The organism is Bacteroides sp. 3_1_13 (assembly GCF_001185845.1).
Lineage (GTDB): Bacteria > Bacteroidota > Bacteroidia > Bacteroidales > Bacteroidaceae > Bacteroides > Bacteroides xylanisolvens.
On the sequence record NZ_KQ236956.1, the window covers coordinates 1,665,550 to 1,686,987 of the forward strand.

At 43.8% G+C, this 21,438-nt stretch carries 15 protein-coding genes; 14 read left to right on the top strand and 1 reads right to left on the bottom strand.

What is annotated here, in order from left to right:
- The first annotated feature begins 5 nt into the window (after positions 1 to 5).
- A complete protein-coding gene (locus HMPREF9009_RS19300; RefSeq protein ID WP_004309167.1) occupies positions 6 to 1,346 on the top strand; it encodes an MFS transporter in 1,341 nt (446 codons plus the stop codon).
- A gap of 47 nt (positions 1,347 to 1,393) precedes the next feature.
- Complete coding sequence (gene galK, locus HMPREF9009_RS19305) at positions 1,394 to 2,548, top strand: galactokinase (protein ID WP_004297463.1); 1,155 nt, start codon at positions 1,394 to 1,396, stop codon at positions 2,546 to 2,548.
- 119 nt (positions 2,549 to 2,667) lie between these two features.
- Here galK and HMPREF9009_RS19310 read toward each other — a convergent pair whose 3' ends face one another.
- Positions 2,668 to 4,650 carry an alpha-L-arabinofuranosidase C-terminal domain-containing protein gene (locus HMPREF9009_RS19310; protein ID WP_008648244.1) on the bottom strand — a complete coding sequence of 661 codons (1,983 nt, stop codon included), beginning with the start codon at positions 4,648 to 4,650 and terminating at the stop codon, positions 2,668 to 2,670.
- Positions 4,651 to 5,025: 375 nt separating this feature from the next.
- On the opposite strand from HMPREF9009_RS19310, the gene HMPREF9009_RS19315 reads away from it, so the two are divergent.
- The 12 genes from HMPREF9009_RS19315 (at position 5,026) to HMPREF9009_RS19370 (ending at position 21,397) form a co-directional block, all read left to right on the top strand.
- Positions 5,026 to 6,165: an aldose epimerase family protein gene (locus tag HMPREF9009_RS19315; protein WP_004297460.1), complete on the top strand. Its 1,140-nt coding sequence runs from the start codon at positions 5,026 to 5,028 to the stop codon at positions 6,163 to 6,165.
- Positions 6,166 to 6,190: 25 nt separating this feature from the next.
- Positions 6,191 to 7,885 carry a sodium:solute symporter gene (locus HMPREF9009_RS19320; RefSeq protein ID WP_004297459.1) on the top strand — a complete coding sequence of 565 codons (1,695 nt, stop codon included), beginning with the start codon at positions 6,191 to 6,193 and terminating at the stop codon, positions 7,883 to 7,885.
- Between the two features lie 136 nt (positions 7,886 to 8,021).
- Positions 8,022 to 8,738: an NUDIX hydrolase gene (locus HMPREF9009_RS19325; protein ID WP_049703387.1), complete on the top strand. Its 717-nt coding sequence runs from the start codon at positions 8,022 to 8,024 to the stop codon at positions 8,736 to 8,738.
- Positions 8,739 to 8,743: 5 nt separating this feature from the next.
- Complete coding sequence (locus tag HMPREF9009_RS19330; RefSeq protein WP_049703028.1) at positions 8,744 to 9,430, top strand: L-ribulose-5-phosphate 4-epimerase; 687 nt, start codon at positions 8,744 to 8,746, stop codon at positions 9,428 to 9,430.
- Positions 9,431 to 9,482: 52 nt separating this feature from the next.
- Positions 9,483 to 11,009, top strand: a complete 1,527-nt coding sequence (araA, locus tag HMPREF9009_RS19335) for an L-arabinose isomerase (RefSeq protein WP_009041110.1) — start codon at positions 9,483 to 9,485, stop codon at positions 11,007 to 11,009.
- A 102-nt stretch (positions 11,010 to 11,111) separates the two neighbouring features.
- Positions 11,112 to 12,707, top strand: coding sequence for a xylulokinase (locus HMPREF9009_RS19340; protein WP_049703029.1), 1,596 nt, complete (start codon positions 11,112 to 11,114; stop codon positions 12,705 to 12,707).
- A gap of 141 nt (positions 12,708 to 12,848) precedes the next feature.
- Positions 12,849 to 15,251 (top strand): beta-L-arabinofuranosidase, encoded by a 2,403-nt coding sequence (locus HMPREF9009_RS19345; protein WP_049703030.1) that lies wholly within the window; start codon positions 12,849 to 12,851, stop codon positions 15,249 to 15,251.
- A gap of 120 nt (positions 15,252 to 15,371) precedes the next feature.
- On the top strand, positions 15,372 to 16,916 hold the full coding sequence (locus HMPREF9009_RS19350; protein ID WP_008644038.1) for an alpha-N-arabinofuranosidase: 1,545 nt from the start codon (positions 15,372 to 15,374) through the stop codon (positions 16,914 to 16,916).
- A 142-nt stretch (positions 16,917 to 17,058) separates the two neighbouring features.
- Positions 17,059 to 19,068, top strand: coding sequence for a transketolase family protein (locus HMPREF9009_RS19355; RefSeq protein WP_049703031.1), 2,010 nt, complete (start codon positions 17,059 to 17,061; stop codon positions 19,066 to 19,068).
- On the top strand, positions 19,068 to 19,502 hold the full coding sequence (gene rpiB / locus HMPREF9009_RS19360; protein WP_004307308.1) for a ribose 5-phosphate isomerase B: 435 nt from the start codon (positions 19,068 to 19,070) through the stop codon (positions 19,500 to 19,502). Before HMPREF9009_RS19355 ends, rpiB begins: the two co-directional genes overlap by 1 nt.
- A gap of 150 nt (positions 19,503 to 19,652) precedes the next feature.
- On the top strand, positions 19,653 to 20,669 hold the full coding sequence (locus tag HMPREF9009_RS19365; RefSeq protein WP_049703032.1) for a methylcobamide--CoM methyltransferase: 1,017 nt from the start codon (positions 19,653 to 19,655) through the stop codon (positions 20,667 to 20,669).
- Positions 20,670 to 20,719: 50 nt separating this feature from the next.
- Entirely contained in the window at positions 20,720 to 21,397 is a 678-nt protein-coding gene (locus tag HMPREF9009_RS19370) for a vitamin B12 dependent-methionine synthase activation domain-containing protein (RefSeq protein WP_049703033.1), read from the top strand.
- Positions 21,398 to 21,438: the final 41 nt, after the last annotated feature.

The window sequence follows — 21,438 nt, forward strand, 5'->3', positions numbered from 1 at the left end:
GAACCATGACACAAGAAAAAAAGAACGGTAATCTCGTCGCAATTATCACGATGTTCTTCATCTTTGCGATGATCTCTTTCGTAACAAACCTCGCTGCTCCATTCGGAACAATCTGGAGAAATGAATATGCGGGTTCGAACACTTTAGGTATGATGGGAAATATGATGAACTTCCTGGCTTACCTGTTTATGGGAATTCCTGCCGGTAACATGCTCGTTAAGATCGGTTACAAGAAGACTGCTTTGATTGCAATGGCAGTAGGTTTCCTCGGTTTGTTCACACAGTATCTTTCCAGCTTATTCGGAGCAGGTGCTGAAGTATTCGCATTCGGTGAGTATGTTATCAAATTAAACTTTGTAATCTATCTGCTTGGTGCATTTATCTGCGGTTTCTGCGTTTGTATGCTTAACACAGTGGTAAACCCGATGTTGAACCTTCTCGGTGGCGGCGGTAACAAAGGTAACCAGTTGATTCAGACTGGTGGAGCTCTTAATTCTTTGTCTGGTACATTGACTCCGCTTTTCGTAGGTGCTTTGATCGGTACTGTTACTTCAAGTACTGCTATGTCTGACGTTGCTCCTCTGCTCTTCGTTGCTATGGGTGTATTCGTTGCTGCATTTATCGTTATCTCATTTGTTGCTATTCCTGAACCACACCTTCAGAAAGGTGGAGTGAAGAAAGAAAAATTCTCTCACAGTCCATGGAGCTTCCGTCACACTTTACTGGGTGTAATCGGTATCTTTATTTATGTAGGTATTGAAATTGGTATCCCGGGTACACTGAACTTCTATCTTGCCGATTCAAGCGATAAAGGTGCCGGTATCATGATGAACGGTGCTGCTATCGGTGGTGCTATCGCTGCTATCTATTGGTTGCTGATGCTTGTGGGACGTACTGCAAGTAGTGCTATCAGTGGTAAGGTTTCCAGCCGTGCACAGTTGATCGCTGTTTCTGCTACTGCTATCATTTTCGTATTGATCGCTATCTTCACTCCGAAAGATGTAACGGTTTCAATGCCGGGTTATACTGTAGGTGAAGGCTTTATGATGGCACAGGTTCCTGTGAGCGCCTTGTTCCTTGTACTTTGTGGTCTTTGTACTTCTGTAATGTGGGGTGGTATCTTCAACCTTGCAGTAGAAGGCTTAGGAAAATATACAGCACAGGCTTCCGGTATCTTTATGATGATGGTTGTTGGTGGTGGTGTATTGCCGTTGATCCAACAAAGTATCTCTGACTCTGTAGGTTATATGGCTAGCTACTGGTTGATTATCGCTGCTCTGGCTTACCTGTTGTTCTACGGCTTGGTAGGTTGCAAGAATGTAAATAAGGATATTCCTGTGGAATAATCACATAGAATAGAATTCAATTTATTCACCTTTAAAATATAAATATCATGGATACAGAATACGTAAGAAGTCGATTCATTAAACACTTTGACGGAACTACTGGATTTTTATATGCTTCTCCGGGCCGTATCAACCTGATCGGTGAACACACTGACTACAACGGTGGATTCGTTTTTCCGGGAGCGGTAGACAAAGGGATGATTGCTGAAATCAAACCTAACGGTACTGACAAAGTAAAGGCTTACTCTATCGACTTGAAGGATTATGTAGAATTTGGTTTGAATGAAGAAGATGCTCCACGCGCCAGCTGGGCAAGATATATTTTCGGTGTATGCCGTGAAATGATTAAACGTGGCGTTGATGTGAAGGGATTCAATACTGCTTTCGCAGGTGATGTGCCTCTGGGTGCAGGTATGTCTTCTTCTGCTGCTTTGGAAAGTACGTATGCTTTCGCACTGAACGAACTGTTTGGTGAAAACAAGATAGATAAATTTGAATTGGCTAAAGTTGGCCAGGCTACAGAACATAACTATTGTGGTGTGAACTGCGGTATTATGGACCAGTTTGCTTCCGTATTCGGTAAAGCTGGTAGCTTGATCCGTCTGGATTGCCGTTCACTGGAGTATCAGTATTTCCCATTCCATCCGGAAGGTTATCGTCTGGTTCTGATGGATTCAGTTGTGAAACACGAATTGGCTTCTTCTGCTTATAACAAGCGTCGCCAAAGCTGTGAAGCTGCTGTTGCCGCTATCCAGAAAAAACATCCGCACGTAGAATTCCTGCGCGACTGTACAATGGCTATGCTAGAAGAAGCGAAAGCTGATATCAGCGCTGAAGACTATATGCGTGCAGAATATGTAATCGAAGAAATCCAACGTGTACTCGATGTTTGCGAGGCATTGGAAAAGGATGATTACGAAACTGTAGGTAAGAAGATGTACGAAACTCATCACGGCATGAGCAAGTTGTACGAAGTAAGCTGCGAAGAACTCGACTTCCTGAATGACTGCGCTAAAGAGTACGGTGTAACCGGTTCACGCGTAATGGGTGGCGGCTTCGGTGGTTGTACAATCAACCTTGTTAAAGATGAGTTGTACGATAACTTCGTTGAAAAAACAAAAGCTGCTTTCAAAGCTAAATTCGGCAGAAGCCCGAAAGTGTATGACGTAGTAATCGGTGACGGTTCTCGTAGACTGGAATAAGAATTTATTCGAAATTAAATAAATAAGAAGGGCGGCTTCCGTGATGGAAGCCGCCCTTACTTTTTACAATTAACAAAAATCTAAAACCTATTGGTCTAATAACATTTAATTAGTTCTACTTATTTCTTCGTAAATTTATATACTGCAAACGTAGTGGGTTCCAATTCGGTAGTAAACACATTGCCTTCAATAGATACCGGAGTTTCCTGCGGAACGATGGCAAAAGGTTGTTCAAGTGTATTATCCTTATCCAAATCAAGCGAACGAAGTTTGATACAACGACCATTAGACAGTACATCTTGTTTCTTCAATCCTTCAAAATTCAAGGAAATCGGTTGAGCTGTGGCGGAGGTATTGGCAACCTTTACAATCAGTTCATTCTTATCCTTATCGTAAACAGCACTGGCAAAGAGTCCGTTCTGCCCTTCGGCTCCCGTTACATTTTTCTTATTCATGGTAAGGGGAAGCACATTTGTTCCTTTATTCTGCGCATACAGTTGTTGTACATAATAGCTAGTGGTACGCACAGAGTTCAGGTTATCGAACCAAATCATATCAGGACGCCATTGCCATCCTTCCACATGAGCGAAAAGCGGAGCATAGGTAGCCATGTGAACGATGTCAGCATTACGTTCCAATCCGGTCATAAAAGCAGCCTCTAGCAAAGCAGCATGGTAATGATTCCATTTCTTTCCTTTTCCATGGCAGGCATATTCACCGGCAAATACTTTCGGACCTTTACGGTCATAGTTGTCATAGCGGGCGCCTTGAGCCAGAAACCAGCTTTCAGGACGATAGAAATGTTCGTCCACCAAATCAACTTTCAGACGTTTCATTTCAGGCCACAGATAATCAAAATCTTTTCCTTCGGAATTCGGACCGGAGCTACCTACTATTTTGATTTCCGGGTGAGCTTTACGAATGGCTTTGATAAACGGTTCGAGACGTTCGGGATATTCTTTCCCCCATTGTTCGTTACCGATACCGATAAACTTCAGGTTAAACGGAGCAGGATGTCCCATATCGGCACGTACTTTTCCCCACGTAGTATTCACGTCTCCATTAGCAAACTCAATCAGGTCGAGTGCATCCTGAATATAGTTATCCAAATCACAAACTGCTACGTGAGCTTTCGGATCATTATTCTGATATTGGCAGGAAAGTCCGCAATTCAGAATCGGCAGAGGTGCCGCACCCATTTCTTCAGACAGCAGGAAATATTCGTAGAATCCCAATCCATAGCTTTGATAATAATCAGGGAAGAATCGGTGAGTAAAAGTATACTGCCAACGATTTTCATTTAAGGGACGGTTTTCTACCGGGCCAACTGATTTTTTCCAGTCGTAACGAGTTTCCAAGTCGGTACCTTCTACGATGCAACCACCGGGAAAGCGGAAGACTCCGGGATGAATATCCGCCAATGCTTGTGCTAAATCTTTACGAAGCCCATTTTCATGTCCTTTCCAGGTATCAACCGGAAAAAGGGAGACGTGCTCCAAATCTACTGTTCCTTTGGAGGTAAGGAAAATACGGAGTACGGATTTCGGATGAGTACTGCCGGGCTTCAAGATCATCTGGTATTTTTTCCAGTCCTTAGAATCAATCGTAAGATTCCCTGCAACAAGTGCCTGACGTTCGCCCATTGATTGGGTATCTACAAGTTCGATTCTCAATGTTTCTTTCGTACTTCCTTGCGGCAAACGCGCCCAAACAGAGAAACGATACTCCTCTCCCTTCTTGACACCGATGCCGAAGAAACCTTCGTTATCCAATCCGGTATGCTTATGTGCGTGTCCGGGGTCGGAAAGGCGCACATAATGCGGATTACGCTCAAAAGGACCATCGTTCATTAATGACACTTTTCCATACGTTTTCCATCCCATCAGGTGTTGTGGAAACTCAAAGGAACGATTCTTCACCAGTTCGGCATAAAGTCCGCCGTCGGCAGCGTAGTTGATGTCCTCAAAAAAGAGTCCATACATAGTAGGTTGGATTTCTGCACCCAGCTTCTTCGTCTGTATCACCAACTCATTGGTTTGCGCATGAAGGGCAAGGTTAGTAGACAAGGCTAATACTGCCAATAAATTTGCGTATCTTCTCATGGTTCTCAATAAAAAATTATATATAGTTAAAATGCAAAGATAATCAGATTCTCTATTTTCTCCGTACCCAAATTTATCATTAATAGGTGTTTATCGGTCAAAAAGGATCAAATTCCATTCATTTGCACAATTTTCCATCCGCATCTGATATTTATAATACGAAACCAGATTAAAAAGCACCTATTTGCACGCTCTATTATATGAAAAACAAACGGATGGAAAGCGTACATTTATATATAATAAGGTGTATGGAAAATCATAAAATACACCATTTATGCTGCACAACATATAAGAGTGTATTTGATACACCAAACGAAAGTGTTACTTTTACACCCAAAATAAGATAAGCATCTCATTTACATTAAAAATAAAACCATGAAAAAACATTTTCTACTTGCAGGATTTGCCGCGCTGATGCTGGCTGCGTGCAATAACAAGCCGGCTTCCGAGCTGACCTTGTCCGGTCTCGACCCGGTAAAATTTCAAACAGAAGTGAACAATGCCCAAACAGCTCTTTATACCTTAAAGAACAAGGCAGGTATGGAAGTATGCATCACTAACTTCGGAGGACGTATCGTGTCTGTCATGGTACCCGATAAGAACGGTAAGATGCAGGATGTAGTTTTAGGTTTTGACAGCATTGCTGACTATATTAATGTACCCAGCGACTTTGGTGCTTCTATCGGACGCTATGCAAACCGTATCAACCAGGGACGTTTCGCATTGGACGGTGATACCATCCAACTGCCGCAAAACAATTTCGGCCACTGCCTGCATGGAGGTCCGAAAGGTTGGCAATACAAAGTTTATGAAGCTAATCTGATTGATCCGACAACGTTGGAACTGACACTTGTCTCACCGGACGGAGACGAAAACTTCCCGGGGAATGTAACAGCTAAAGTGACCTATAAACTAACTGAAGACAACGCTATCGACATCAAATATAGCGCAACTACCGATAAAAAGACGATCATCAATATGACCAACCATTCTTACTTCAACCTGGCTGGTGATCCGTCAAAAGCTTCAACTGACAACATACTGTATGTGAACGCAGACTATTATACTCCGGTAGACAGTACTTTTATGACTACAGGCGAAATCGCTCCGGTAAAAGACACTCCGATGGACTTCACCACTCCGAAAGCGGTAGGCAAAGAGATCAACAATTATGATTTCGTTCAACTGAAGAACGGAAAAGGGTATGACCACAACTGGGTGCTCAACACTAAGGGAGATCTTTCTCAAGTAGCAGCCAAACTAACTTCACCTGAAAGCGGCATCACTCTGGAAGTATATACCAACGAACCGGGTGTACAGGTTTACACAGGAAACTTCCTTGATGGAACCGTAACCGGAAAGAAGGGTATCGTATACAACCAACGTGCTTCTGTCTGCCTGGAAACACAACACTATCCAGATAGCCCCAACAAGGCAGACTGGCCTTCTGTTGTACTGGAACCGGGACAAACTTATAATAGCGAATGTATTTTCAAATTCTCTGTAGAGAAATAATATTAACTTATAAATCATATTTATTGTGGAAGCATTAGATTGGCTAGTAATCGGAGTCTTTTTTCTGGCTCTGATCGGTATTATTGTTTGGGTAGTCAGACAAAAACAAAATGACTCGGCGGATTATTTTTTGGGTGGACGCGACGCAACATGGCTTGCAATCGGTGCCTCTATCTTTGCATCAAACATTGGTTCGGAACATTTGATCGGACTGGCAGGAGCCGGAGCATCCAGTGGTATGGCTATGGCACACTGGGAAATCCAGGGATGGATGATCTTGATTTTGGGATGGGTATTCGTTCCTTTCTATACACGAAGCATGGTATATACAATGCCGGAATTCCTGGAGCGTCGTTATAATCCTCAATCACGTACTATTTTATCTGTTATTTCTCTTGTAAGTTATGTATTGACCAAAGTAGCCGTAACTGTTTATGCCGGTGGCCTCGTATTCCAACAAGTATTCGGTATCAAAGAGCTTTGGGGAATTGATTTCTTCTGGATTGCAGCTATCGGTCTGGTAGTGTTAACTGCGCTTTATACTATCTTCGGTGGTATGAAATCAGTTCTTTACACTTCTGTTCTTCAAACCCCTATCCTACTGCTAGGATCATTAATAATTCTAGTGCTCGGTTTCAAAGAATTAGGTGGATGGGACGAAATGATGAGAGTCTGCGGCGCTGTTACTGTAAATGATTACGGTGATACAATGACTAACCTGATTCGTAGCAACGATGATGCAAACTTCCCTTGGTTGGGTGCTTTGATCGGTTCGGCTATTATCGGTTTCTGGTACTGGTGTACCGACCAGTTCATCGTACAACGTGTACTTTCAGGTAAAAATGAAATGGAAGCTCGTCGTGGTACTATTTTCGGTGCTTATCTGAAACTGCTACCCGTATTCCTTTTCTTGATTCCTGGTATGATTGCATTTGCATTACATCAAAAATATATCGGTGCCGGTGGTGAAGGTTTCTTACCGATGCTGGCTAACGGAACAGCAAATGCTGATGCCGCCTTCCCGACATTAGTAGCCAAATTACTTCCTGCGGGCGTGAAAGGTTTGGTAGTATGTGGTATTCTTGCCGCTTTGATGAGTTCCCTTGCATCTCTGTTTAACTCATCAGCCATGTTGTTTACTATCGACTTTTACAAACGTTTCAAACCGGAAACTCCGGAAAAGAAGCTGGTGGGTATCGGTCAGATTGCAACAATTGTAATCGTTGTTTTAGGTATTCTTTGGATTCCTATCATGCGTAGTGTAGGTGATGTACTTTATACTTACTTGCAGGATGTTCAGTCTGTATTGGCACCAGGTATCGCTGCCGCTTTCTTACTGGGGATCTGCTGGAAACGTACTTCCGCCCAGGGTGGTATGTGGGGATTGATCTCCGGCATGGTAATCGGGTTGACCCGCCTCGGCGCAAAAGTATATTATAGCAACGCAGGTGAAGTAGCTGATTCTACATTCAAATATTTGTTCTATGACATGAACTGGTTATTCTTCTGTGGATGGATGTTCCTGTTCTGTATTATTGTAGTAATCGTAGTCAGTCTGGCAACAGAAGCTCCAACTGCAGAAAAGATTCAGGGACTAGTATTCGGTACGGCTACTAAGGAACAAAAAGCCGCTACACGTGCAAGCTGGAATCACTGGGATATTATTCATACGGTAATTATTCTGGCCATTACTGCTGCTTTCTACTGGTATTTCTGGTAAAAATAAGCTTCTCTTTCAACCCTCCTCTTGGGGAAGGGTTGAAAGAGAAGCCTGAAAATAGTCTTATCTACGGAAAGACTGTTTTATTATAACTAAAATCACAATCTAAATGGATAAAGATAATTCACAAGAGCCAATGATAACCTCTAATTCCCCCTCTTTGGAAAAGGGGCGGGAAAAGGTTTATTATAGCTCGAATCCGGCCTTCTATGTCGGCATAGACTGTATCATTTTCGGTTTCTACGAAGGGGAAATCAGCCTGTTATTGTTAAAGAGAAACTTCGAGCCGGCAATGGGTGAATGGTCACTGATGGGAGGATTTGTACAAAACAATGAAAGTGTGGATGATGCCGCTAAACGTGTATTGCATGAGCTTACCGGACTGGAAAACGTTTACATGGAACAGGTGGGAGCTTTTGGAGCTATCGATCGCGATCCGGGTGAACGGGTTATCTCCGTGGCTTATTATGCATTGATTAACATCAATGAGTATGACCGGAAACAGGTTCAGAAACACAATGCTTACTGGGTGAATATAAATGAACTTCCCCCGCTTATCTTCGACCATCCTGAAATGGTAGAAAAAGCACGGGAACTGATGAAACAGAAAGCATCTGTAGAGCCCATCGGTTTCAATCTATTGCCGAAGCTATTTACATTATCCCAATTACAAAGTTTATATGAAGCCATTTACGGTGAAACAATGGATAAACGGAATTTCCGTAAAAGAGTAGCTGAAATGGATTATATAGAAAAGACTGATAAAATTGACAAACTGGGTTCGAAACGTGGTGCTGCCTTATATAAGTTCAATAGCAAGGCTTACCGCAAGGACCCGAAATTTAAATTATAATCATTATGCTGGAAGAACTAAAAGAAAAAGTATTTCATGCCAATCTCGAATTGGTAAAGCATGGATTAGTCATCTTTACTTGGGGAAATGTTTCTGCCATCGACCGTGAAAGCGGATTGGTAGTAATCAAACCCAGTGGTGTAAGTTATGATGATATGAAAGCCGAAGATATGGTAGTAGTGGATCTGGATGGCAAGGTCGTTGAAGGACGACTGAAGCCATCCTCGGATACTCCTACTCACGTAGTACTTTACAAAGCATTTCCGGAGATTGGCGGAGTGGTTCATACTCACTCTACTTATGCTACTGCCTGGGCACAGGCGGGATGCGACATTCCGAACATCGGAACGACTCATGCGGATTATTTCCATGATGCCATTCCCTGCACAACGGATATGACAGAAGCGGAAGTGAAAGGTGCTTACGAGCTGGAAACCGGTAATGTGATAGTGAAACGTTTTGAAGGCTTGAACCCTGTACATACACCGGGAGTATTGGTGAAAAATCATGGTCCTTTCTCTTGGGGAAAAGACGCGTATGATGCCGTACACAATGCTGTGGTTATGGAACAGGTAGCTAAAATGGCAAGTATCGCTTATGCGGTGAATCCCAATTTAACAATGAATCCGCTGCTGATAGAAAAACATTTCAGCCGCAAGCATGGTCCGAATGCTTATTACGGACAGAAATAATTAAAGATTAAAGATTAAAAATTAGAACAATAACAATTAAAGCAATAACATTATGAACGCATTTAATCAATATGAAGTATGGTTCGTAACAGGAGCACAGCTTTTGTACGGAGGTGACGCAGTAATCGCAGTAGACGCACACTCTAATGAAATGGTTAACGGATTGAACGAATCCGGTAAACTTCCTGTAAAGGTGGTATACAAAGGAACAGCTAATTCTTCTAAAGAAGTGGAAGCTGTTTTCAAAGCAGCCAATAATGACGAAAAGTGTGTCGGTGTTATCACTTGGATGCATACGTTCTCTCCTGCTAAAATGTGGATTCACGGCTTGCAACAGTTGAAGAAGCCTTTGTTACACCTGCATACTCAATTCAACAAGGAAATTCCTTGGGATACAATGGACATGGATTTCATGAACCTGAACCAGTCTGCTCACGGTGACCGCGAATTCGGACATATCTGCACCCGTATGCGTATCCGTCGTAAAGTAGTGGTAGGTTACTGGAAAGAGGAAGAGACTTTGCATAAGATTGCCGTTTGGATGCGTGTTTGTGCCGGTTGGGCAGATTCACAGGATATGCTGATTATCCGTTTCGGCGATCAGATGAACAACGTAGCTGTAACCGATGGTGATAAAGTGGAAGCTGAACAACGTATGGGTTACCACGTAGATTACTGTCCGGTAAGCGAATTGATGGAATATCACAAGGATATCAAAAATGAAGAGGTAGATGCATTGGTAGCTACTTACTTCAAGGAATACGATCACGATGCTTCTCTGGAAGATAAATCAACTGAAGCTTACCAGAAAGTATGGAATGCTGCCAAGGCTGAACTGGCTATACGCGCTATCCTGAAAGCAAAAGGTGCCAAAGGATTTACTACCAACTTCGACGATTTGGGCGACATTGAATACAATGGTTTCGATCAAATCCCGGGTCTTGCTTCACAACGTCTGATGGCGGAAGGTTATGGATTCGGTGCTGAAGGTGACTGGAAATCGGCTGCTCTTTACCGTACTGTATGGGTGATGAATCAAGGTCTCCCTAAAGGCTGTTCATTCCTGGAAGATTACACACTGAACTTCGATGGTGCAAACAGCTCTATCCTTCAGTCACACATGTTGGAAATCTGTCCGCTTATCGCAGCCAACAAACCTCGCCTGGAAGTACATTTCCTCGGTATAGGTATCCGCAAGAGTCAGACTGCACGTCTGGTCTTCACTTCAAAAGTAGGTACAGGCTGTACTGCTACTGTTGTAGATATGGGTAACCGTTTCCGCCTGATCGTGAACGACGTAGAATGTATCGAGCCGAAACCGCTGCCTAAGTTGCCGGTTGCTTCTGCTCTCTGGATTCCGATGCCAAACCTTGAAGTAGGTGCAGGTGCATGGATTCTGGCTGGTGGAACTCACCACTCTTGCTTCTCTTACGACCTGACAGCAGAATATTGGGAAGATTATGCTGAAATCGCAGGTATCGAAATGGTACATATCAACAAGGATACTACGATCAGCTGCTTCAAGAAAGAATTGCGCATGAACGAAGTTTATTACATGTTGAATAAAGCACTTTGCTAAAAACAATTATTCAAGTTTCGCATGGCTTAATTATTTCGTTAAGTTTTTGCGAAACTTGATTTTTTTATAATGATCGTTATACCTTAAAATATTGATTTCAACATGAAATTAGATGCAAAATCAACCATCGAGGCAGGTAAAGCAATTCTTGGTATAGAACTCGGTTCTACACGAATAAAAGCTGTCTTGATCGACCAGGAAAACAAGCCTATTGCTCAAGGTAGCCACACTTGGGAAAACCAGTTAGTTGACGGACTTTGGACGTATAGCATTGAAGCCATCTGGTCAGGGCTGCAAGATTGCTATGCCGATCTTCGTACTAACGTAAAGAATGCATACGGCATAGAGATCGAGACTCTGGCTGCCATCGGTGTCAGCGCTATGATGCATGGTTATATGCCATTCAACAAAAAAGAAGAAATCCTCGTGCCTTTCCGCACTTGGAGAAACACCAATACAGGTCGCGCAGCGGCTGCTTTATCCGAACTATTTGTCTATAATATCCCTCTGCGTTGGAGCATTTCCCACTTGTATCAGGCTATTTTAGACAATGAATCACACGTTAATGAAATCGACTTCCTGACCACTCTGGCAGGTTATGTGCATTGGCAGATCACAGGCGAAAAGGTGCTGGGAATAGGTGATGCATCAGGTATGCTTCCTATTGATCCGACTACCCATAACTATTCGGCTGAAATGGTGGCTAAGTTCAACAAACTGATTGCTCCGAAAGAATATAACTGGAAACTAGAAGAGATTCTGCCTAAAGTATTGTCAGCTGGTGAAAATGCCGGTGTCCTCACTCCGGAAGGAAGTAAAAAACTCGATGCATCGGGTCATTTGAAGGCAGGAATACCGGTTTGTCCGCCGGAAGGAGACGCAGGTACCGGAATGGTTGCGACTAACGCAGTCAAACAACGTACCGGAAATGTATCCGCAGGTACCTCTTCATTCTCAATGATTGTATTGGAGAAAGAACTGTCGAAGCCATACGAAATGATTGACATGGTGACAACTCCTGACGGAAGTCTGGTAGCCATGGTGCATTGCAACAACTGCACTTCTGATCTCAACGCATGGGTTAACTTGTTCAAGGAATACCAGGAGCTTCTGGGCATACCTGTAGATATGGATGAAATCTATAGTAAACTCTACAATATTGCGCTCACTGGTGATACTGATTGTGGAGGTTTGCTTTCATACAATTATATTTCAGGCGAGCCTGTAACAGGACTTGCTGACGGAAGACCTTTGTTTGTACGTTCGGCAGATGACAAGTTCAACCTGGCAAACTTTATGCGGACTCACTTGTATGCTTCGGTAGGAGTACTCAAGATTGGTAACGACATCCTGTTCAACGAAGAAAAAATCAAAGTGGACAGAATTACTGGTCACGGAGGATTATTCAGAACAAAGGGAGTAGGCCAAAGAATACTTGCTGCAGCCATCAACTCGCCTATTTCCGTGATGGAAACAGCCGGTGAAGGTGGTGCCTGGGGTATTGCCCTGTTAGGTTCTTACCTCGTGAACAATGAAAAGAAACAATCTCTTGCCGATTTTCTGGATGAAAGCGTATTTGTCGGTGACGCGGGTATCGAGGTATCACCTACGCCCGAAGATGTAGCCGGCTTCAATACATACATCGAAAACTATAAGGCAGGATTGCCTATCGAAGAGGCAGCAGTCAAATTTAAATAATTGACAGTCGGCAATCCATTGTTGTTCATCAGAGATTGCCGATAAATCGCTGTTTATCAAGAGTCAATTCTAACTAAGTACAAACATTAATTATCTCCACCCCTCTCCTCTTTTGGAGAGGGAGATGGGGAGACTATTATCATGAAAACCACCTCGTTCATACTTGCACTTGTCCTGTCCACCTCACTGGCCAAAGCTCAAAACGCTCCACAGGTGTCTTACTTCCCTTTACAAAATGTGAAACTATTGGATAGTCCGTTTCTGCAAGCTCAACAGACTGATCTACATTACATACTTGCATTAGACCCCGACCGTCTGCTCGCTCCTTTTCTCCGCGAAGCAGGGTTACAGCCTAAAGCCCCCAGCTACACCAATTGGGAAAATACCGGATTGGACGGACATATCGGCGGACATTATTTATCCGCACTTTCCATGATGTATGCCGCCACCGGAGATACCGCAGTCTATAATCGCCTCAACTACATGCTGAATGAGTTGAATCGGGCACAGCAAACTGTCGGCACAGGATTCATCGGAGGAACTCCGGGAAGCCTTCAACTTTGGAAAGATATAAAAGCAGGAAAGATCCGTGCCGGAGGTTTCGACCTTAACGGCAAATGGGTACCTTTATACAATATACATAAGACTTACGCCGGATTGCGGGATGCATATATCTATGCAGGAAGCGACCTTGCACACCAAATGCTTATCGCTTTTACAGACTGGATGATCGATATCACTTCCGGCTTGAGTGACGAACAAATGCAGGATATGCTTCGTAGCGAACATGGCGGATTAAACGAAACGTTCGCTGACGTGGCCGAAATCACAGGCGACAAGAAGTATCTGGAACTGGCACGCCGTTTCTCTCACAAGCTTATCTTAGACCCGCTTATCAAAGAGGAAGACAAATTGACGGGGATGCACGCCAACACACAGATTCCGAAAGTGATCGGCTACAAGCGAATAGCCGAACTTTCACAAGACGACAAAAATTGGAATCATGCTGCAGAATGGGATCATGCCGCCCGTTTTTTCTGGAACACGGTAGTCAATCACCGTTCCGTCTGCATCGGAGGAAATAGTGTTCGTGAACATTTCCATCCGTCGGATAACTTCACGTCCATGCTGAACGACGTTCAAGGACCGGAGACCTGTAATACTTACAACATGCTCCGTCTTACCAAAATGCTTTATCAGAATTCTCACAATCCCAATCATACGAACGAACCCGATCCCAACTACGTAAATTATTACGAACGTGCGCTTTACAATCATATCTTAGCGTCACAAGAGCCGGATAAAGGTGGATTTGTCTACTTCACTCCTATGCGTCCGGGACACTATCGTGTGTACTCACAACCGGAAACATCCATGTGGTGCTGTGTAGGTTCAGGCTTGGAGAATCATACCAAATACGGCGAATTTATCTATGCGCATCGGAAAGACACTCTTTATGTCAATCTCTTCATTCCTTCACAACTGACCTGGAAAGAGCAAGGCATTATTTTGACACAGGAAACCCGTTTCCCCGATGACGACAAGGTAACTTTGCGAATAGATGAAGCGCCTAAGAAAAAACGTACTTTAATGATACGTATCCCGGAATGGGCTAACCAATCCAAAGGTTACAGCGTCAGCATCAATGGAAAAAGAAAAATATTCGTTATGGGAAAAGGAAATCAGTACCTTCCTCTTTCCCGAAAATGGAAGAAAGGAGATGTCGTTACTTTCAACTTGCCGATGAAAGTCACCATGGAACAGATTCCCGACAAGAAAGATTATTATGCTTTCTTATACGGTCCTATCGTTCTTGCTGCTTCCATAGGCACTGAACATCTTGATGGTTTATATGCCGATGACAGTCGTGGCGGACATATCGCCCATGGCAAACAAATTCCTTTGCAAGAAGTTCCGATGCTGATAGGAAATCCTGATTCAATCTGCAAGTCTCTTCAGAAAGAACAGAATAGCCGGATTACTTTCAGCTATAACGGAAAGGTTTATCCTGCACAAGGCAAAGCATTGGAACTCGTTCCATTCTTCCGCCTGCATAATTCCCGTTATGCCGTTTATTTCCGGCAGGCAAGCGAAGAGCAGTTTAAAGCGATTCAGGAAGAGATGGCAACGGCTGAACGAAAAGCAACGGAATTAGCTAATCAAACCATTGACCTGATCTTCCCCGGCGAACAGCAGCCGGAGTCTGACCATGGCATCCAGTATGAGCAGGCAGAAACAGGGACGAATAAAGACCGGCATTTCCGACGTGCCAAAGGTTGGTTCGGCTATCAATTGAAGGTAAAAGAGGAAGCAAGCCGCCTCCTGATTACGGTACGGAAAGATGATCGCAATAAAGTGGCTATTCTTTTGAATAACGAAAAATTGGCTATTCATCCAACTGTCAGTGAAGCAGACCAAGACGGTTTCATTACTCTTTCTTATGTTCTGCCTCAAAAACTGAATACGGGTAGTTGTCCGATACGTTTTATCCCTGACGGGACGGAATGGACCTCTGCCGTTTATGAAGTTCGTTTACTAAAATAGAAGTCACCACAGATTACACGGATTAACACAGATTATTTATTGATAGTAGTCAGAATAAAATCAATCTGTGATAATCTGCGTAATCTGTGGTAAAAAATAATCATTAAACAAATACCATTTATGAAAGCAAAACTATTAGTCAGCACGGCTTTTCTGGCAGCATCTGTATCTCTTTCTGCACAAAAGAGTGCTACCATAACCGTACATGCCGACCAAGGCAAAGAAATCATACCGAAGGAAATTTACGGCCAGTTTGCCGAACACTTGGGTTCATGTATCTACGGCGGTCTTTGGGTAGGCGAAAACTCGGATATTCCTAATATCAAGGGATATCGCACAGACGTATTCAATGCACTGAAAGACTTGTCCGTTCCCGTTCTTCGCTGGCCGGGCGGATGCTTTGCCGATGAATACCACTGGATGGACGGCATTGGTCCGAAAGAGAACCGTCCGAAGATGGTGAACAACAACTGGGGCGGTACCATTGAAGATAACAGTTTCGGAACGCACGAGTTTTTGAATCTTTGCGAAATGCTGGGTTGCGAACCATACGTGAGTGGAAATGTAGGTAGCGGCACAGTGGAAGAGCTTGCCAAATGGGTGGAATATATGACTTCTGACGGAGACTCGCCTATGGCCAACCTTCGCCGTAAGAATGGTCGCGACAAAGCATGGAAATTGAAATATCTCGGCGTAGGAAATGAAAGCTGGGGGTGCGGTGGCAGCATGCGTCCGGAATATTACGCAGACTTATATCGTCGTTATTCTACTTATTGCCGCAATTATGACGGCAACCGTCTGTTCAAGATTGCCAGTGGCGCAAGTGACTATGATTACAAATGGACAGATGTATTGATGAATCGTGTAGGACACCGGATGGACGGTCTTTCTCTGCACTATTATACCGTAACCGGATGGAGTGGCAGCAAAGGATCAGCCACTCAATTCAACAAGGATGATTATTACTGGACGATGGGCAAATGTCTGGAAGTGGAAGATGTACTCAAGAAACATTGTACCATCATGGACAAATATGACAAGGACAAGAAAATCGCTCTCTTATTGGACGAATGGGGAACCTGGTGGGATGAGGAACCCGGAACCATCAAAGGACATCTGTATCAGCAAAACACGTTGCGTGATGCTTTCGTGGCTTCTTTAAGTCTTGATGTATTCCACAAATATACAGACCGCTTGAAGATGGCAAATATCGCACAGATTGTCAACGTACTTCAATCGATGATTCTGACAAAAGACAAAGAAATGGTGCTCACTCCTACTTATTATGTCTTCAAGATGTATAAAGTACATCAGGATGCCACTTATCTTCCTATCGACCTGACTTGCGAAAAGATAAGTGTACGTGATAACCGCACTGTACCGATGGTGAGCGCCACAGCTTCCAAAAATAAAGATGGGGTGATCCATATTTCTCTTTCCAATGTAGATGCTGATGAAGCACAGGAAATCACCATCAATCTGGGTGATACGAAAGCCAAGAAAGCTGTCGGAGAGATTCTGACCGCTTCCAAACTGACCGATTACAATTCTTTTGAAAAACCTAATATTGTAAAACCGGCACCTTTCAAAGAGGTAAAAATCAATAAAGGTACAATGAAGGTAAAACTTCCTGCTAAGTCCATTGTTACTTTAGAGTTACAGTAATTTTAGAGCAATTACTTATTGTATCACAAACAAGAAGACCGTAGAATTGTCGATAAAAAAGATAGCTCTTTTGGATTGTTAAATCCACATAAAGAGTTATCTTTGCGAACAATCTGACAGAAATCAATTAAATTTTAATGATATGAACGATAACAAACTTATGAATCGTGCAGCGGATAACATCCGTATTCTTGCTGCTTCAATGGTTGAGAAAGCCAATTCCGGTCACCCGGGTGGCGCCATGGGTGGTGCTGATTTTGTAAATGTACTCTTCTCTGAGTTTCTAGTATACGATCCTGAAAATCCCCGTTGGGAAGGACGTGACCGCTTCTTCCTCGACCCGGGCCACATGTCTCCGATGCTTTATTCTACGTTGGCATTGACAGGAAAATTCACGCTGGACGAGCTGAAAGAATTCCGTCAATGGGGAAGCCCTACTCCGGGACACCCTGAAGTGGACATCATGCGTGGCATCGAAAATACTTCCGGTCCGCTGGGACAAGGACACACTTTTGCAGTAGGTGCTGCTATCGCTGCCAAATTCTTGAAAGCCCGTTTCGACGAGGTGATGAATCAGACCATTTACGCTTACATCTCTGACGGTGGTATTCAGGAAGAAATCTCTCAAGGTTCCGGACGTATTGCCGGTGCACTGGGATTGGACAACCTGATTATGTTCTATGACTCCAACGATATTCAGCTTTCTACAGAAACGAAAGACGTAACCGTTGAAGATACTGCCATGAAATATGAAGCATGGGGATGGAACGTACTTAGTATCAACGGTAATGATCCTGACGAAATCCGTGCAGCAATCAAAGAAGCACAGGCTGAAAAAGAACGCCCGACGCTGATTATCGGTAAAACCGTAATGGGTAAAGGTGCACGCAAGGCAGACGGCAGCAGCTATGAAGCTAACTGCGCTACACACGGTGCTCCTCTCGGCGGCGACGCTTATGTAAATACAATCAAGAATCTGGGTGGTGATCCTACTAACCCGTTCGTTATATTCCCGGAAGTAGCCGAACTGTATGCAAAAAGAGCAGAAGAACTGAAAAAGATCGTTGCTGAAAAGTATGCAAAGAAAGCTGCATGGGCGAAAGCAAACCCGGAACTGGCAGCAAAACTGGAACTCTTCTTCTCGGGCAAAGCTCCGAAAGTGGATTGGGCTGCTATCGAACAGAAAGCAGATAGCGCTACTCGTGCTGCATCTGCAACCGTATTGGGCGCACTTGCTACACAGGTAGAAAACATGATCGTTGCTTCGGCCGACCTTTCTAACTCTGACAAGACTGACGGTTTCCTGAGAAAGACTCATTCTTTCAAGAAAGGTGATTTCAGCGGAGCATTCTTCCAGGCAGGTGTATCTGAATTGTCAATGGCTTGTATCTGTATCGGTATGTCTCTCCACGGTGGTGTGATCGCTGCTTGCGGTACCTTCTTCGTATTCTCCGACTACATGAAACCTGCCGTACGTATGGCTGCTTTGATGGAACAACCGGTGAAATTTATCTGGACACACGACGCATTCCGCGTAGGTGAAGACGGTCCTACTCACGAACCGGTAGAACAGGAAGCTCAAATCCGCCTGATGGAAAAACTGAAAAACCATAAGGGACACAACTCTATGTTGGTACTTCGTCCGGCTGATGCAGAAGAGACAACCATCGCTTGGAAACTTGCTATGGAAAATATGTCTACTCCTACAGGATTGATCTTCTCTCGTCAGAATATTGCCAATTTACCGGCAGGAACAGATTACGAACAAGCAGCCAAGGGTGCTTATATCGTAGCAGGTTCCGACGAAAATCCGGATGTTATCCTGGTGGCTTCAGGTTCTGAAGTGTCTACATTGGTAGCCGGCACAGAGTTACTTCGCAAAGAGGACGTGAAGGTACGCATTGTATCTGCTCCTTCTGAAGGTCTGTTCCGCAACCAACCGAAAGAATATCAGGAAGCTATTCTTCCGGCAGATGCGAAAATTTTCGGTATGACTGCCGGTCTGCCTGTCACTCTTCAAGGTCTGGTAGGTTGCCACGGTAAAGTTTGGGGATTGGAATCTTTCGGTTTCTCTGCTCCTTACACTGTATTGGATGAGAAACTTGGATTTACTGCCGAGAACGTATATAACCAAGTAAAAGCAATGCTCTAATGAAAACAATCGGATTAGCATGCGACCATGCCGGTTTTGAACTGAAAGAATATGTTCGCGGCTGGCTGGAAGCAAAAGGCTGGGCTTACAAGGATTTCGGAACTAACTCTACCGCAAGCGTAGACTATCCGGATTATGCTCATCCGCTGGCTCTTGCAGTGGAATCGGGAGAATGTTATCCCGGTATCGCTATCTGTGGCAGTGGAAACGGAATCAATATGACGCTGAACAAGCACCAGGGAATTCGTGCTGCTCTCTGCTGGAATGCAGAAATCGCACACCTAGCTCGTCAGCACAATGACGCTAATGTACTGGTTATGCCGGGACGCTTCATCAGCACTGAAGAAGCGGACATGATTTTGACAGAGTTCTTCTCTACCAAATTTGACGGTGGCCGTCATCAGAATCGTATTGATAAGATTCCGGTAAAATAAAGCTCGAAGATAAATCAAATAGGTGTAAAGCTGTTCTTCTTTTTGAAGGACAGCTTTATTTTTATACCGGTATCAGATTTTATCATATACGAGATTACAAAAGAGGGGTAACTTCGTCTTTATTACAAGACGATATTAAAAACTAAAATTATGGGTAGACTGAATATGAAAGAATGGATCAGCCAAACGATCCAACGTAAGGAAACGATTGCCATTCCGATCATGACACATCCGGGTATCGAGTTTATCGGGAAAACGGTGCATGATGCAGTGACAAACGGGCAGGTTCATTATGAGGCAATCAAGGCTCTTTGTGGCAAGTACCCGGCGGCGGCCGCAACCGTCATCATGGATCTGACAGTAGAAGCGGAAGCTTTCGGGGCAGAGATTATCTTTCCGGAAAATGAGGTGCCCAGTGTATCTGGTCGTTTACTGGCAGACGAGGCAGCTATTGAGAAACTGGAGATTCCGGCATTAAACAAAGGAAGAATCCCGGAATATCTTAAAGCGAATATGCTGACAGCCAGAAATATTACAGACCGCCCGGTTTTTGCCGGTTGCATCGGTCCTTATTCGCTGGCCGGACGTTTGTATGATATGTCGGAAATCATGATGCTGATTTATATTAATCCCGATGCAGCCAATACGTTGTTAAGAAAATGCAGTGATTTCATCACCCGCTATTGTATGGCATTGAAAGCAACCGGTGTGAACGGTGTAATCATGGCTGAACCTGCTGCGGGATTGTTATCCAACGAAGATTGCCTGCAATATTCTTCTTTATTTGTGAAAGAAATAATAGAGAAGGTACAGGATGATCACTTTGCTGTAGTGCTTCATAATTGCGGAAACACAGGGAATTGCACACAAGCGATGGTTTATACCGGTGCAGCTGCTTACCACTTCGGGAATAAAATTAAGATGGAGGAAGCGTTGAAAGAGGTTCCGACCGATGCACTGGCAATGGGAAATCTGGATCCGGTGAGCCTTTTCAAGATGGCAGGTCCGGAGACTATGAAGGAAGCGACTTTGCAACTATTGGAGGCTACCCGTGCATATCCGAATTTCGTATTGTCAAGTGGTTGTGATATTCCGCCACATACGTCTTCTGTTAATATAGATGCATTTTATACTGCATTGGAAAAATTCAATAAGACACAAGTTTAATTCTGCGTCCGCAGGATTACAACAACCTATATATTTCAATGCATCCACCAATGGTTGAACTGGAACTTACTTACCAGAAACTGCAAATCCCATCGTCCGATATATACGAGGCGATGGGATATAAAGATTCTATGCCGGATGGAATGGTCATAGAAGAAATAAATACGTTACTTGACCGTATCACTCCCCTTCTTCGTCCCCGTTTTTTCTTTTTCCTCACTGACGGACTGCTTGACACTGAAAAAGCAACACTGACTGTAAAAGATACGGTTCTCTCAATCGGTAAAACCATTGCCCGCCAACTACGGGGTTCGGAAGCCTTTGCCTTTTTTACCGCCACTGCGGGAGTTGAATTTGAGGAGTTTCAACATCTGCTTCAGCAAGAGGACGACATGGTGAAAGTATATATAGCAGACTCATTGGGGAGCATCATTGCAGAAAAGGCTGCTGATTGCATGGAAGAGGAGTTGGCTGCATTTATCGAAAAGAGAGGTTGGAAGCACACTAACAGATACAGCCCCGGTTATTGCGGATGGCACGTATCGGAACAACAAAAACTATTCTCCTTATTTCCGGTCGCTTCGCCCTGTGGTATTCAGTTGACAGATTCCAGCCTGATGATTCCCATCAAATCTGTAAGTGGTATTATTGGAGTGGGTTCTCATGTCCGTAAGCTGGAATATACTTGCGGGCTGTGTACGTACGAAAATTGCTTTCGTAGAAAATAGTTTCACCACAGAGGACGCAGAGACACGGAGTCTTTTTATTA